The sequence below is a fragment of the Paraburkholderia phenazinium genome (assembly GCF_900141745.1).
Taxonomy (GTDB): Bacteria; Pseudomonadota; Gammaproteobacteria; order Burkholderiales; family Burkholderiaceae; genus Paraburkholderia; species Paraburkholderia phenazinium_B.
This window is the reverse complement of record NZ_FSRM01000002.1, coordinates 2,814,701-2,827,499: the sequence shown is the minus strand read 5'-3', so window position 1 is coordinate 2,827,499 and position 12,799 is coordinate 2,814,701. Positions and strand designations below refer to the sequence as shown.

Below are 12,799 nucleotides of genomic sequence, written 5' to 3'. Positions count from 1 at the left end.
AGACCGGGGAATCGGGAATGGGTTGTCGTCGAGCCCCCGGCTCAATGCCCCTTGGTACCGCTGCTCGCGTCGGCGCCGGGCATGTTGGTCGTATCGTTAGCCGGCCTGGACGCTGTCGTGTGTTTCTTCTTCGTCTTGCTCTTCGACATCGTCGTCGGGCCGCTGCCGCTGGCGGCGGTCATCGCCGAATCGCCAGGGGCGCCCCCGCCTCCGTTGCCATTCCCATTGCCGCCCGCTCCGCCGTTCCCGGTACCACCTCCACCCGCAGCCAGCGCAACGCCAGAGCTCAACAACAACGCCGAAATCAAGACCGCTTTTTGCATTTTCATGACTTACTCCTTGGTGAGATCAGAGAGATTCAGATTTGAGCGGCTGCGTTGCCAATGCACGCAGGCCTGCCAAAGATTCAGCAAGCGACGTGCCGTTGTAAAAGCGCTGGGAGCGAAGAGCGTGCATCGCTGCACTGTTGTGTAGCCGTCGTGCGTAAAAACTGCCCCGCATTGACCGTCTTGCCAGACGCGTGCTGCCACGAATGCGTCACGAGCTCCGTACGAAAATCGCAAATATGTGATGCGCTACGCGATGCAAATCTGAATCGACACGCGGCTTCGCTTTAGGCCGCAAGCCGCAGATCCTTGTGCAGCGCGGCAAAGAGCGCTGCGCGCAGGTGGCGCGAGCGCACGTCGACGAGCGAGGACACGCACTCGCCGCGGCTGAACTCGCAGCTCCCCCTTCGTTCAAGGGCCACGGGCACAGTGCTTGCTGAAAACTATCGGTTTGATTTCTGCCGTACGTCTATCCGCTTACGCCCCACCGCCAAATTTTTATCCGACTATGCCGACGCCGCTCAACGTTTTACTGGTTGCATCCGAAGCAGCCCCTCTTGCAAAAACGGGCGGCCTCGCCGACATGGTCAGCGCATACGGCGCCGCGTTATGCGAAGCCGGCGTCGCTGCGTCGATCCTGATGCCCGCCTATCCCGGCGCACTCGAGCGCGTGCTCGGCGCGACCCGCGTGGCCAGACTCGCGGGTCTGCCGGGCGGCGACGGCGTGATCATCCGGGCGCAGATGCCCGACACGGGCGTGCCGGTGCTGTTGCTGCAGATGGATCATCTGTTCACACGCGAAGGCATCTACCGCGACCGCTACGGCCGCGACTACGTGGACAACCTCGTGCGGTTCGCATCGCTCGCTGCCGCCGCGGCGCGGATTGCGCGCGGCGTGCGCGGTATCAAGCGGCCGGACGTCGTGCACGCTCACGACTGGCACGCGGGACTCACGCCGCTCTACATGAAACTCGGCGGCGTGCAGGCCCGCAGCGTCTTCACGATCCACAATCTCGCGTTTCAGGGTAACTATCCGCTCGCCGCCGGTCCGTGGATGGGCGTGCCGCCTGAACTGCTCGCGCCGGCACTTACCGACGAGCGCAGCATCGAGTTCTACGGTTCGCTTAGTTTGATGAAGGCCGGGATCGTCCACGCCGACCGCGTTACGACTGTGAGCGAGCGTTATGCGACGGAAATTCTGACACCGCGCTTCGGCCATCGGATGGAAGGCGTGCTGAACGCGGAGTCGCACAAGCTCTCCGGCATCACCAACGGCATCGACATGCAGATGTGGAACCCCGCCACCGACGCGCTGATCACGAGCAATTATTCGGCTGACAACGTAGCGGGCAAATACGCGTGCAAACGGGCGTTGCAACAGGCATTCGGACTTGCACGCGAACCGTTCGTGCCGCTGGTGGCGATCGGCAGCCGGCTCACCGAACAGAAGATGGCGGAGGTGGTGGCCGAGGCGATTCCAGCCATGATGGCGCGGCACGAGCGGCTGCAGTTCGCCATTCTGGGCCAGGGCGACGCGCCAATCGAAGCGCGCATGCGCGAGCTGGCTGCGCGTTGGCCAGGACGTGTCGGCACCTGCATTGGTTATGACGAGACACTCGCGCACATGCTGCATGCCGGCGCGGATATGCTGTTGCACGCGAGCCGCTTCGAACCGTGCGGGCTCACGCAACTGTACGCGATGCGCTTCGGTACGATTCCGGTGGCCTCGCGCGTGGGCGGTCTAGCCGACACGATTTCCGACTATGCGTTAGGGCTGGGCAAATCGGGCGCGGCGACCGGCTTCCTGTTCGAAGGAGAGTCGCTCGAGGATGTCGCTGGCGGCGTGGCGCGTGCTGTCGAGGCGTTCAAGAATCCATCGCTGTGGCGCGCACTGCAGCGTAATGCGATGACGCGCGATTCAGGCTGGGGCACGGCAGTCAAACGCTATGTCGACGTGTACTGCGAATTGACGGATGCGCGCCCCGTAGCACCGCGCGAAGAGCCGACGACAGTTCCGGCTATCGCCGCGCGCCGCCGCCGTACCGCGGCGAGGCCGGTACCCGCCGACAATTCGCAGGCGGCGGCCGTTCTGTAGCGGTCCTGGCAGCTAGCTGGGAACGGAAGCTTAAAGCGGAAGCTTAAAGCGAGGTCACGGCGTGGGCGTGCCGGAAGACGGCGCGACCCTGATCTCGTCCTGTAGTTCCGGCCGCACGCTGAAGCTCGGCTGGGCCATCCATTCCTCGAGCCACTCGCGCCATTCGCTCCAGTGCCCCTCCAGACTGAATTCCTTGTCGATGAAGCCGCTGTCGTCGTCTCGCAGCGTCGCGTACACGATACGCTGGCCATTCCAGTAGGCGACGGCGCGATCCGTAAGGTCGGCGGTCGTGCCGAAGGCAGCGTCCTGCAAGATCATGGCTAACCGGTTGTCGAACTCTTCGCGAGTCATGGCGATTTTTTTCCCGTAAATACCGGGATCGCAGCATAAACGATGCCTGCGTAGCCAATATTACGGTGCCGGATCCTTCTCGCGGGCTTCGAGCGCCAGCAGCGCGTCGTTCAGTCTTTTGACCCGGCTGACCTGCGACGGCACGCGCGCCGCGACCGTCACACTGGCGAGCCGGCTGCGCCAGTAGCTTAGCGGCAAGGCGCCGTCCAGCGCGGCGATACGCGGCAGCAGGTGTTCAAGATGTTCGATATCTTTTTCGAGCTGGTGGTGATTCATTGCTTCCCCGGGCACTCCCATCAATAAGGTCTTCGCCCGTCGGTGCGTGCGTGTATGGCCTTGCATTGCCTTGATTGCTCTCATGATGCTTGACCGCCAGTGTGCCTGCAGATTGACGCGAGGCTTGACCGTGAGTGTCAGTTTTGCTGGAACATGGGGTCAACTTGATGTCACTGCGGGGAAAGACTGGCATGTTATGCGACGCGCATTGTCCTGACCGGCGCTCGTACGAAGCGTCTTGGGCCGCAATCGTTTGCTGGCTGTTTTGTCATGGACGCGTCAGCGTTGCGCCCCGGCTGCGGCCGTAGACTGAACTGGCGTTGTGGAGACCGGAATCGGCGTCGCATCAGAAAACAAAGCCGACCATCCAAACGTCCTTTCACCAAGGAGTCGAATATGATCCGAATCGCTTATATTGCAGCAGCCGTATCCGTCATGACTTGCGCCGCGCCCGTATTCGCGCAGGACACCCCGAACGCGCCTCAACCGGCCGCAACTTCGAACATGGGAAATGACAACGCCAACAGCAACCAGAATAGCGGCGTCGGCATGGATACCAATGGACAAGTGGCCTCTGGCGCGCCCGCCGGCCTCACCCGTGCCGAGGTGAAGCAGGACTTGTATCAGGCGGAAACCGACGGTCAGATGAAGACCCTCAACCGCACCGTCTACAGGGGCAATTAAGCTCGCGGGCGCGACACGCCGGAGTTTGAACGACCGGCGTGTTCCGCGAGCGGCACGGGCCTCATCAGTTCACTGAGTTCGAGTGAAGCAGCGGCCAGACGAGGTTCAGTTTCACGCCCCCTCGGGCGGGCACATATAGATCGCGACTGCGCTGCGCGCCGTCGAGGCTGGCAACCAGCCGATAGTGGCCCTGCGGGAGCCGCGCATAAAGATAAGGGCCATCCGATGTGGCGTTGAATACGACGGTGCCATCGGATCTCGCCACCTGCACCGCGACGCCCGACAGATACTCGCCCGACCCGGTCGTAAAGGTCGCGCGCATGTTGTAGCCGGAGGCCAGCCCGCGAAACGCTGCAACCTCATCCTGCCCCACTCCGCCTGTGACGTATGCGACACCGTGGTCGTCGTGCGCCACGGGGATGTCGCTCGGCACGGCGTTGCGCACCGGCGCATCGTCGTCCGGTAGCGTGGGTCTTGCTGGGACGCCCGGCACGTTCGCCACGGTCTGCTCGCGAACCGGCATCGGACGTGTGGCCGGTTCCTGCGTTGTGGGTGCCGGTACATGTGGCACAGGCTCACGCGTCGCCAGTTCGCGCGGCAGCGGCGCTTTGCGTTCAGGCACTTCCCGCGCGGTCGCAGGAGCCGGGACGGGAGCAGGTGCCGGTGCAGCAGCCTGTACGCGCGGCCGCGGCGTGCCGGGTTCGCAGCTGAGCCCCGGTATGCTGCCGCCTTCGCTGGCAGGCCGTCCTTCGATCAGCCACGACGGCAATGCAACCCCTTGCCCCTTGGCGCGCGGCGTCAACGTATCGCGCATGCTCGCAGTCACCGCGCTGCGTTCCTGCGGTGTGGAAGCGCGTCGCATTTGTGTACAGAAAGCGACCCGTTCATCGTCGCTGAGCAGCTCGGATGGAACGGCCGAGGGTTGGGCCAGCAGACGCTGCGCGTGCGTGCCGAAAGCTAGCACCGCAGCGCCGCACATCAGCGTCCACCGGAGAGTCTTCGACAAACCGGAAAACGTAGTGGACATGAATCACCTCCGGGACATTCTCGGGAGTATTGCGTCGGGTCGATTCAGGGAGCGTCAATGAGCGCTTCGCTTAACATCTTTGGAAACACAGCGGCACGCGTAGTCTTGCGGGGAGAAGTTGCGTCGCGGGTACTGCAAAACCCAATCGCAGTGTAGCAAACCCATTTGCTTTCGCTGCGCCCCAAAGGCCGCGCGAATTAGTCGATGTCCGCCATGTTCCAGCATGATCGACCTGAATTCGCACATTGCGGGTGCAAGTTCGCGGCGCGCGTCATGCTACGCGGTGAGATCGTTGCTTGGGCTAGGACACAAACGGCAGTTTCTGGTCGCGCGCGGCGGCAAGCATCGACAACGTAATCTTGCGCACTTCGAGTTTGCTTTGCGTGATGTGCGCACGCAGCAGAATGCTGGCTTCGGGCAGGCGGTTGCGTTCGATCAGGTGCAGCATCGTCGAGTGCTCGTCGTAGGTCGCACTGGTGCGATGCGGCTTCAGAAAATCGAGCCGCCGCACGATGCGGATGCGCTCGGTCACCTCGTTGTGGACGCGAAGCATCTCCCGATTGCCGGTCGCGGCGACGAGCTGCCGGTGGAAGTTTTCATCCATGCCGAACATGGTGACGGGATCGCTCTCGCGCGCCTCGGTTTCGACGCACCAGACGGCCTTGAGCGGATCGATCGACTCATGCGGTGCATTGCCCGAGGTAAGACGCTCGAGCGAAGCCAGTTCGAGCACGATGCGCAGATCGTAGAGCTGGTCCAGTTGCTCGAAGTTGATCTCCGAGACTTTCCAGCCGCGCCGGAACCCCACTTCCAGATACCCCTCGCGCTGCAGGCGAAACAGGCCGTCGCGCATCGGCGTGCGCGAGACGCCGTAGTGTTGCGCGATGTCGCTCTCGGAGAAGCGGTCGCCGGGAAAAAGCCGGAAGCTGAAGATGTCGCTCTTCAGTTGCTGATACACCTGCTCGGCCAGCGCGTTCGGAGCGTTCGGTGCATTTGGCGAGGGGCTTGCGGTGCCACCCGTTGCACCGCTTCCGATTACGTTTGCAGCTGCGTTTTCGCTCATATCAAGGCATTGCGATCAGACTGACATGGGCTGCGACGATTTTCCAACCCTGGTGCGCCTGCGCCGCAGACTCGAGGCGTGCCCAGGTCTGCATCTGGCGGCCGAGCAACGGGGTCGCGTCGCTGGTGAACTCGGTGCTGACGGTGGCGTAATCGTTGCCGAACGTGGTCACCACGGTTCGATGCAGGCGCCGCGAACGTGGCACCGGCGCGCACGACGCGCGCCACGCACGAATCGCTTCACCGCCGTGCTGGACTTCGGCGATTCCGTATCGCACGGTTTCAGGCGTGTGCCAGAACAGCGCGTTCATTGCTTCGACGTCGTTGTCGACCAGCGCCCGTTCGTATTCGACGAAGGCCGCTGTCACTTCGGCGACGATCTCCGGCTTGTTGACTTCCATCCTCACAGTCCCTCTTTTAATGCCGCGAGCGGCGCGGTCCAGCCCACAATGCCTCCCTGCGAGCGGATCATTTCGAGGCTCGCCTGCTTGAATGCGGGAAAGTAGCTCGCGGTCGCGTCTTCGATCAACAGACATTCGTAGCCACGGTCGTTCGCTTCGCGCATCGAAGTTTGTACGCAGACTTCGGTCGTTACGCCGGCGAACAGCAAATGCGTAATACTGCGCGCATTCAGCTCGCCGCTCAACGGCGTTGCATAAAATGCGCCCTTGCCGGGCTTGTCGATGACGAGTTCGTCTGCGAGCGGCGCGAGCGCGTCGACGATCGCATTGCCGGGTTCGCCGCGCACCAGAATCCTCCCCATCGGCCCGGGGTCGCCGATGCGCATCTGCGGCGCACCGCGCAAGCGCTTCGCGGGCGGGCAATCGGAGAGATCCGGCGCATGCGACTCGCGGGTGTGCACCACCAGCAAGCCGGCTTTGCGCGCGAGCGCCAACAGCTCCGCGACCGTTGGAACGATCTCGGCGAGCAACGAGACATCGTTGCCAAGCGATTCGCCAAAGCCACCAGGCTCGATGAAATCGCGCTGCATGTCGATGATCACGAGCGCGGTGTGACGCGGCTCGAAAACAAACGGCGAGGGTAAAGCCTGAACTTCGCTGCTCATGGTTTAAACCTTGGTTTAAGCCTTGTTATAACGTGCGGGCGGCTTGCGCCGCCCGCCGTCACCGGTCCTCTATCCCTGCCCTGCTTGCCATTGGCATGCAGTCACCCGCCACTGCCCCCGTTTTTATTCGGTCCTGGAACGCTCATCCCTGCACGTGTCCTAAAGCACTGCTTCCTCTGTATGTCCCGCCATGTGCTGCCCAAGCACCGCGCGCTCAGCGCTCGCTGCCGGCGTTTCGTAGACCAGCCGGCCCTCCGCCATCACGACGATGCGGTCAGCCAGTTCCAGCAGTTCATCGAGGTCTTCGCTGACCAGCAGCACGGCTGCACCGGCATCGCGCGCGGCGATCAGTCTCGCGTGGATATCGGCCACCGACGCGAAGTCGAGGCCAAACACCGGGTTCGCGACAATCAGCACATCTACCGGTTGTCCCAGCTCGCGTGCCAGCACGGCGCGCTGCACATTGCCGCCCGATAGCGTGCCGATCATCCGCTCAGGCACAGGAGGCTTTACGTTGAAATCGCGGATCAGTTGTGTGGCCCGCTCGCGCATCGCCCGACGATCGAGGCGCCAGCCGCTGCGGCACACGGGCGCGCGGTCGAAGTCGCGCAAGGCGAGGTTTTCCGCCACGCTCATCCCGGCAACGCAGGCGTTCCGGAGCGGCTCTTCGGGAATCGCAAACACACGTCGTGTAGTCATCTGTTCGCGAGTGGCTTGATACGGCGCACCGGCAATCTGCATCTCGCCTTCTACCGGACGGCGCTGCCCGACCAGTGCCTCGACCAGTTCTTTCTGGCCATTGCCCGACACCCCTGCGAGGCCGAGAATCTCGCCGGCACGCACTGCCAGCGTGGCGTGCCGCACGGCGGTATGGCCGCGATCGTCCTGCACCGAAAGATCGCGCAGTTCCAGCCGGATCGCTGCGTGAGGATCGACCGGCTTGCGCGCTGGGCGTTCGGTACGGATCTCCGCCAGTACCGGTGAATCCTTCGCCGCAGAATCGGTCTGCAGTGCCGAGCTTGTGCCCATCATCCAGCTCGCAAGCTGGTCGCGATCGGTATGCGCGACGGCCGTCGTGCCGACCTGCCGACCTTTGCGTAACACGGTGACGTCGTCGGCGTAGGCCATTACCTCGCGGAATTTATGCGTGATCATCAGCACGGTCAGTTCGCCGCGTGACGTGAGATCGCGCATCAGGCCAAGCACCTCGTCTGCTTCCTGAGGCGTGAGCACCGAAGTCGGTTCGTCGAGAATCAGGAAACGTTGCTTTAGATACAGTTGTTTGAGAATTTCCAGTTTCTGCTTCTCGCCGGCCGCGAGTCCGGCGACGGGCGCTTCGAGCGGCAAACTGAATGGCATGCGCTTCATGAACTCCGTCAAGGCCGCGCGTTCGCTCTTCCAGTCGATCCGCCAGGACAGACGCCCACGCGCCAGCAACAGGTTCTCTTCCACCGAGAGGCCGGTTGCCAGCGTGAAATGCTGGTACACCATGCCGATACCGAGCGCCTGTGCATCGCGCGGCGAAGCGATTTTCGCTTCGCGACCGTCGGCGGTGATCTGTCCTTCGTCGAGCAGTCCATAGCCGACGAGTCCCTTCACCAGCGTGCTCTTGCCTGCGCCGTTTTCGCCTAGCAACGCGTGGATCGTGCCGGGTGCAACCTTGATGGAAACCTTGTCGAGCGCGCGAAACGTGCCGAACGTTTTTGAAGCGCCGAGCACCTCGACGCCCAGGGCGTGCGTGGCGGCGTCTTGCGGCTGGTTGTAGGGAGCGGGAGTCGACATGATCGGTCAGCGTCCGAGTGTGGCAAGCAGCGCGTGCGAATCCGACACCGTGCCGAACACGCCGCCCTGCATCGTGATCATATGCAACGCGGCGTCGTGATTGCCCTTGTCGGTCGCGCCGCAGCAGTCCGCCAGCACCGTGCATTCGAAGCCGCGATCGTTCGCTTCGCGCATCGTCGTGTGGACGCAGACATCGGTGGTGATGCCGGTCAGCACCAGATTGGCAATGCCGCGCGTACGCAGGATCAGTTCGAGATCGGTCGCGCAGAACGAGCCCTTGCCGGGCTTGTCGATGATGATCTCGCCGGGATACGGCGCGAGTTCGTCGATGATTTCCCAGCCCGGTTCGCCGCGCACCAGAATGCGGCCGCACGGACCGTCGTCGCCGATACCCACGCCGTCCGTGCCTGCGCGGCGGCTGCGCCAACGTTTGTTGGCCGGCAGATCGGACAGGTCCGGGCGGTGACCTTCACGCGTGTGAATGATCGTGAAGCCCTGCTCGCGCATCAGTGCGAGCACCCTGCTGATCGGCTCGATCGGGGCACGCGTGAGCGAGAGGTCGTAGCCCATCTTGTCGACGTAGCCGCCGTGGCCGCAGAAATCCGTCTGCATGTCGATGATCACCAGCGCCGTATTCTCGGGACGCAGGTCGCCGTCGTAGGGCCAGGGGTAAGGCTTCGCATCGATGAATCGGGTCATGGTGGTGGTCTCTTCAGGTTGGCATCGACAGGCGCTATGCGTGAAAGCGCGAACACGTGCACGCGTCAGCACATCAGCGCGTCAGGCTCAGTTCGCCGGGTGCGCCGGCCAGTGTTCGATCGGGACGGCAATTGATGATCATGATCACGAGCGTCAGTACATACGGTGCGGCGTTATAGAGGTAGTAACCGCTCGTCACGCCAATGCCCTGCAACGCGGGCCCGAGCGCACCCGCCGCACCGAACAGCAGCGCTGCGACGAGGCATCGCAACGGCTGCCAGCGCGCGAAGATCACCAGTGCGACGGCCATCAGGCCCTGACCGCTCGAGAGCCCCTCGTTCCAGCTGCCTGGATAGACGAGCGAGAGGTAAGCCCCGCCGACGCCCGCGAAAAAGCCGCCGATTGCGGTGGCTGCAATCCGGATACGCGTGAGCGGATAACCCATCGCGCGTGCCGTCTCGGCGTGATCGCCGACGAGGCGCAGCGTCATGCCCCAGCGCGTGCTGCGCAGACCCCACTGCAGCAGAAACGCCAGCACGATGCCGATCACGAACAGCGGATTGATATGCAGCGCGTTATGAAGTTGCGGCGAGACGGCCCAACTGCCGAGATCGATCGACGGCAGCATCGGCGCCTGCGGCTGGATAAAGGGCTTGCCGAGATAGAACGCGAGGCCGGTACCGAGCAGCATCAGAGCAATGCCGAAGGCGATATCGGAGACGCGCGGCAACGAGCACACGAGACCGTGCAGACATCCGAATAGCAGCCCTACGACGCCTGCGGCCAGCACACCGAGCCAAGGCGAGCCGGTCAGATACGAAGCGGCGTAGCCGCTCATCGCGCCGGAGACGAGAATACCCTCGAGACCGAGATTCACCCGGCCGCCCTTCTCCGTCAGGCATTCGCCGAGACTCACGAACAGATACGGCGTGCTCACGCGAATCGCACCGGCCAGCAACGAGAGCAGCAGAACCATCACAGGCGAGTGCATATCAGGCATGAGTCTTCTCCAGTTGCACCGGCACTTCGGTCACCGCGAGCGCCTGCAGTTTCACGCGCCAGGCAACAATACGGCCGCCTAACGCTTCCCATGCCAGCAGGTTGGCAAACAGCAACCCCTGCAAAACGAGCGTGGTCGCATCGGGCAGATCGAGGCGACGTTGCAGCAGACTGCCGCTCGCTTCGATCCCACCGATCAGCACCGCGCACAACACGATGGCCAGCGGGTTCTGACGCGCGGCGAAAGCGACGAGAATGCCGCTGTAGCCGTAACCCGCCAGCAACGATGCGTTCGCGCTGCCCTGCACGGCGGCCACTTCGAACATGCCGGCAAGACCCGCTGCGGCGCCACCCATCGAACAGGCCGCCAGCGCCAGCATGCCGACCGGCAAACCGACCAGACGGGCCGCGCGGTTGCTGCCGCCCACCACGCGCATCGCGAAGCCCTTGGTGCTGTGCTTGACGAACACCCACGCGGCAATACAGGCCACCACGCCCCACAGCAAACCCCAGTGCACTTCGAGTCCCGGCAGCGAGCCGATCGTCATTGGGTCGGGCACGGGCAGCGTCGAGGGCTTGTTCAGACTCGCGGGATCGCGCAACGGTCCTTCGACCAAATGCTTGAATAGCGCAATCGCGATGTACGACATCAACAGGCTGCTGATCGTCTCGTTGACGCCGCGCCATTGCCGCAACGCACCCACAACTCCGATCCAGATGCCCCCCGCGAGCATTCCCGCTACCGCCATCAAAGGCGTTGCGATGAGCCACGGTGTACCGGCAGGCAAACACTGCGGCACCACCGCGGCGGCGAGACCGCCGAGCGCAAGCGCACCCTCGCCGCCGATCACGATCAACCCGACCTGTGCTGGCAAAGCGACGCACAGCGCGGTCAACATCAGCGGTGACGCGCGCAGCAAGGTGCTTTGCCATGCGAACGACGAACCGAATGCGCCCTGGAAAATCAGCCCGATCGCATCGAGCGCCGGCGCGCCCTGCACCAGCAGAAACAGCCAGAACAGCAAAAGCGTGCCCACCAGCGCGCACAGGGTCGGCAACGCAGGCAGCACCCCAAGCATCAGCCGGGCAGAACTCGCATTAGGGCGCATAGCCGCTCCTTGAAAGACGTTCGGATTGCGAAAGAATCAGATCTGGCCCACGACACCCGAGACCAGATAGTTCATGCTTTCCAAGGTGTAGTCGGTCTGGATATGGCTCGTGCCGTCGGCGACTACCACGCCGCCCTTGTTGTCCTTGATCGGGCCTTTGAAGATCACGAACTCGCCGGACATCATTTTCGATTTCACGCCGTCAGCGTTCTGGCGTGCGTCGGGCGTGACTTTCGGACCATATGCCGACATCTTCACGAAGCCTTCCTTGAGGCCGCCGCGCAAGACGTTCGGCTGCGGTTTGCCGGTTTGCGCGCCTGCCACCAGTTCCTTGTACGGCGTAGCCCAGTCCCACTCGGCGCCCGTCAAATAGCCTTTCGGCGCGAGTGCCGCCTGGCTCGCGTGATAGCCACAGCTCATGACGCCGCGCTTTTCAGCGGTTTCGATCACGACCTTCGGACCGTCGACGTGACAGGTCAGCACATCGCAGCCCTGATCGACGAGGCTGTTGGCCGATTCGGCTTCCTTGACCGGCATCGACCAGTCGCCTGTGAAAATCACATGTGTGGTGATCGAAGGATCAACCGACTGCGCGCCGAGCGTGAACGCATTGATATTGCGCAGAACCTGCGGAATCGGTTTGGCGGCCACGAAACCGAGCTTCTTGCTCTTGCTCATATGGCCGGCAACAACGCCATTCAGGTATTGGCATTCGTCGATATAGCCAAAGTAGCTGGTGATATTCGACGGGTTGCCCTGCTTCCACAAACCGCCGCAATGCGCGAAGCGCACGTTCGGATATTTGGCGGCCATCTTCAGCACGTGCGGATCGAAGTAGCCAAACGAGGTGGCGAAGACAAGCGTCGCGCCGTCCTGTTCGATCATGGCTTCCATCGACTTCTGCACCGCGATGGTCTCCGGCACGTTCTCTTCTTCGACCACCTTGACGTTAGGGAGCGCCTTGATCACGTTGGCGGCGGCGGCTTGCGCCTGGTTGTAGCCGTAGTCTCCGCGCGCGCCGACATAGATCACGCCAACGGTCAGTTTGCTGGCGGCAAAAACGGATTCGAACGGCAGCACCGCGCCGAGCGTCAGCAGGCTGGCATTCTTTAAAAAGTGGCGACGATTGCTCATAGCGGGTCCGGTCTCGTGTGGTTGAGGTTGATTGCAGCGATAGCGGTGGAAAACGGCGCGTCGAAGCGCGTGAGGTTCATGAGTTCAATCTTGGATACAAGTTTGAACTCATAGAGCAGGAGTTATGCCAATTGACGGGTGCGTAGCCTATGGCATGGCGCAGAGGCTTACGCAGCAAGGGTCTGCGGC

General features: G+C 62.9%; 14 protein-coding genes. 2 read left to right on the top strand and 12 right to left on the bottom strand.

The features are described 5' to 3' along the window. Window positions 1–41 precede the first annotated feature (41 nt). Window positions 42–329: a hypothetical protein gene (locus tag BUS06_RS37990; protein WP_074268402.1), complete on the bottom strand. Its 288-nt coding sequence runs from the start codon at window positions 327–329 to the stop codon at window positions 42–44. Window positions 330–834: 505 nt separating this feature from the next. Here BUS06_RS37990 and glgA point away from each other — a divergent pair. Beyond that, window positions 835–2,421 (top strand): glycogen synthase GlgA, encoded by a 1,587-nt coding sequence (glgA, locus tag BUS06_RS32520; RefSeq protein ID WP_074268401.1) that lies wholly within the window; start codon window positions 835–837, stop codon window positions 2,419–2,421. A gap of 54 nt (window positions 2,422–2,475) precedes the next feature. Here the strand turns inward: glgA and BUS06_RS32515 are convergent, their stop codons facing one another. Both BUS06_RS32515 and BUS06_RS32510 read right to left on the bottom strand, forming a co-directional pair. Further along, window positions 2,476–2,772, bottom strand: coding sequence for a hypothetical protein (locus BUS06_RS32515; RefSeq protein ID WP_074268400.1), 297 nt, complete (start codon window positions 2,770–2,772; stop codon window positions 2,476–2,478). A 60-nt stretch (window positions 2,773–2,832) separates the two neighbouring features. After that, window positions 2,833–3,048: a hypothetical protein gene (locus tag BUS06_RS32510; protein WP_074268399.1), complete on the bottom strand. Its 216-nt coding sequence runs from the start codon at window positions 3,046–3,048 to the stop codon at window positions 2,833–2,835. Between the two features lie 396 nt (window positions 3,049–3,444). On the opposite strand from BUS06_RS32510, the gene BUS06_RS32505 reads away from it, so the two are divergent. Then, on the top strand, window positions 3,445–3,732 hold the full coding sequence (locus BUS06_RS32505) for a DUF4148 domain-containing protein (protein ID WP_074268398.1): 288 nt from the start codon (window positions 3,445–3,447) through the stop codon (window positions 3,730–3,732). A gap of 64 nt (window positions 3,733–3,796) precedes the next feature. On the opposite strand, the gene BUS06_RS32500 is transcribed toward BUS06_RS32505, so the two are convergent. The 9 genes from BUS06_RS32500 to BUS06_RS32460 form a co-directional block, all read right to left on the bottom strand. After that, a complete protein-coding gene (locus BUS06_RS32500) occupies window positions 3,797–4,759 on the bottom strand; it encodes a carboxypeptidase-like regulatory domain-containing protein (RefSeq protein ID WP_074268397.1) in 963 nt (320 codons plus the stop codon). 301 nt (window positions 4,760–5,060) lie between these two features. Beyond that, complete coding sequence (locus tag BUS06_RS32495; protein ID WP_083611701.1) at window positions 5,061–5,822, bottom strand: GntR family transcriptional regulator; 762 nt, start codon at window positions 5,820–5,822, stop codon at window positions 5,061–5,063. Between the two features lies 1 nt (window position 5,823). Continuing rightward, window positions 5,824–6,222, bottom strand: coding sequence for an oxalurate catabolism protein HpxZ (hpxZ, locus tag BUS06_RS32490; RefSeq protein WP_074268396.1), 399 nt, complete (start codon window positions 6,220–6,222; stop codon window positions 5,824–5,826). Between the two features lie 2 nt (window positions 6,223–6,224). Next, window positions 6,225–6,887, bottom strand: coding sequence for a cysteine hydrolase family protein (locus BUS06_RS32485; protein WP_074268395.1), 663 nt, complete (start codon window positions 6,885–6,887; stop codon window positions 6,225–6,227). Window positions 6,888–7,046: 159 nt separating this feature from the next. After that, window positions 7,047–8,669, bottom strand: coding sequence for an ABC transporter ATP-binding protein (locus tag BUS06_RS32480; protein WP_074268394.1), 1,623 nt, complete (start codon window positions 8,667–8,669; stop codon window positions 7,047–7,049). 6 nt (window positions 8,670–8,675) lie between these two features. Further along, on the bottom strand, window positions 8,676–9,368 hold the full coding sequence (biuH, locus tag BUS06_RS32475) for a biuret amidohydrolase (RefSeq protein WP_074268393.1): 693 nt from the start codon (window positions 9,366–9,368) through the stop codon (window positions 8,676–8,678). Window positions 9,369–9,441: 73 nt separating this feature from the next. Next, window positions 9,442–10,368: an ABC transporter permease gene (locus BUS06_RS32470; RefSeq protein ID WP_074268392.1), complete on the bottom strand. Its 927-nt coding sequence runs from the start codon at window positions 10,366–10,368 to the stop codon at window positions 9,442–9,444. Beyond that, a complete protein-coding gene (locus BUS06_RS32465; RefSeq protein ID WP_074268391.1) occupies window positions 10,361–11,476 on the bottom strand; it encodes an ABC transporter permease in 1,116 nt (371 codons plus the stop codon). Before BUS06_RS32465 ends, BUS06_RS32470 begins: the two co-directional genes overlap by 8 nt. Before the next feature lie 36 nt (window positions 11,477–11,512). Further along, on the bottom strand, window positions 11,513–12,610 hold the full coding sequence (locus tag BUS06_RS32460) for a BMP family ABC transporter substrate-binding protein (RefSeq protein WP_074268390.1): 1,098 nt from the start codon (window positions 12,608–12,610) through the stop codon (window positions 11,513–11,515). Window positions 12,611–12,799: the final 189 nt, after the last annotated feature.

Coding starts and splice junctions, on each gene's coding strand:
- BUS06_RS37990 (WP_074268402.1), bottom strand. CDS start 329: ATGAAAATGCAAAAAGCGGTCTTGATTTCGGCGTTGTTGTTGAGCTCT.
- glgA (WP_074268401.1), top strand. CDS start 835: ATGCCGACGCCGCTCAACGTTTTACTGGTTGCATCCGAAGCAGCCCCT.
- BUS06_RS32515 (WP_074268400.1), bottom strand. CDS start 2,772: ATGACTCGCGAAGAGTTCGACAACCGGTTAGCCATGATCTTGCAGGAC.
- BUS06_RS32510 (WP_074268399.1), bottom strand. CDS start 3,048: ATGAATCACCACCAGCTCGAAAAAGATATCGAACATCTTGAACACCTG.
- BUS06_RS32505 (WP_074268398.1), top strand. CDS start 3,445: ATGATCCGAATCGCTTATATTGCAGCAGCCGTATCCGTCATGACTTGC.
- BUS06_RS32500 (WP_074268397.1), bottom strand. CDS start 4,759: ATGTCCACTACGTTTTCCGGTTTGTCGAAGACTCTCCGGTGGACGCTG.
- BUS06_RS32495 (WP_083611701.1), bottom strand. CDS start 5,822: ATGAGCGAAAACGCAGCTGCAAACGTAATCGGAAGCGGTGCAACGGGT.
- hpxZ (WP_074268396.1), bottom strand. CDS start 6,222: ATGGAAGTCAACAAGCCGGAGATCGTCGCCGAAGTGACAGCGGCCTTC.
- BUS06_RS32485 (WP_074268395.1), bottom strand. CDS start 6,887: ATGAGCAGCGAAGTTCAGGCTTTACCCTCGCCGTTTGTTTTCGAGCCG.
- BUS06_RS32480 (WP_074268394.1), bottom strand. CDS start 8,669: ATGTCGACTCCCGCTCCCTACAACCAGCCGCAAGACGCCGCCACGCAC.
- biuH (WP_074268393.1), bottom strand. CDS start 9,368: ATGACCCGATTCATCGATGCGAAGCCTTACCCCTGGCCCTACGACGGC.
- BUS06_RS32470 (WP_074268392.1), bottom strand. CDS start 10,368: ATGCCTGATATGCACTCGCCTGTGATGGTTCTGCTGCTCTCGTTGCTG.
- BUS06_RS32465 (WP_074268391.1), bottom strand. CDS start 11,476: ATGCGCCCTAATGCGAGTTCTGCCCGGCTGATGCTTGGGGTGCTGCCT.
- BUS06_RS32460 (WP_074268390.1), bottom strand. CDS start 12,610: ATGAGCAATCGTCGCCACTTTTTAAAGAATGCCAGCCTGCTGACGCTC.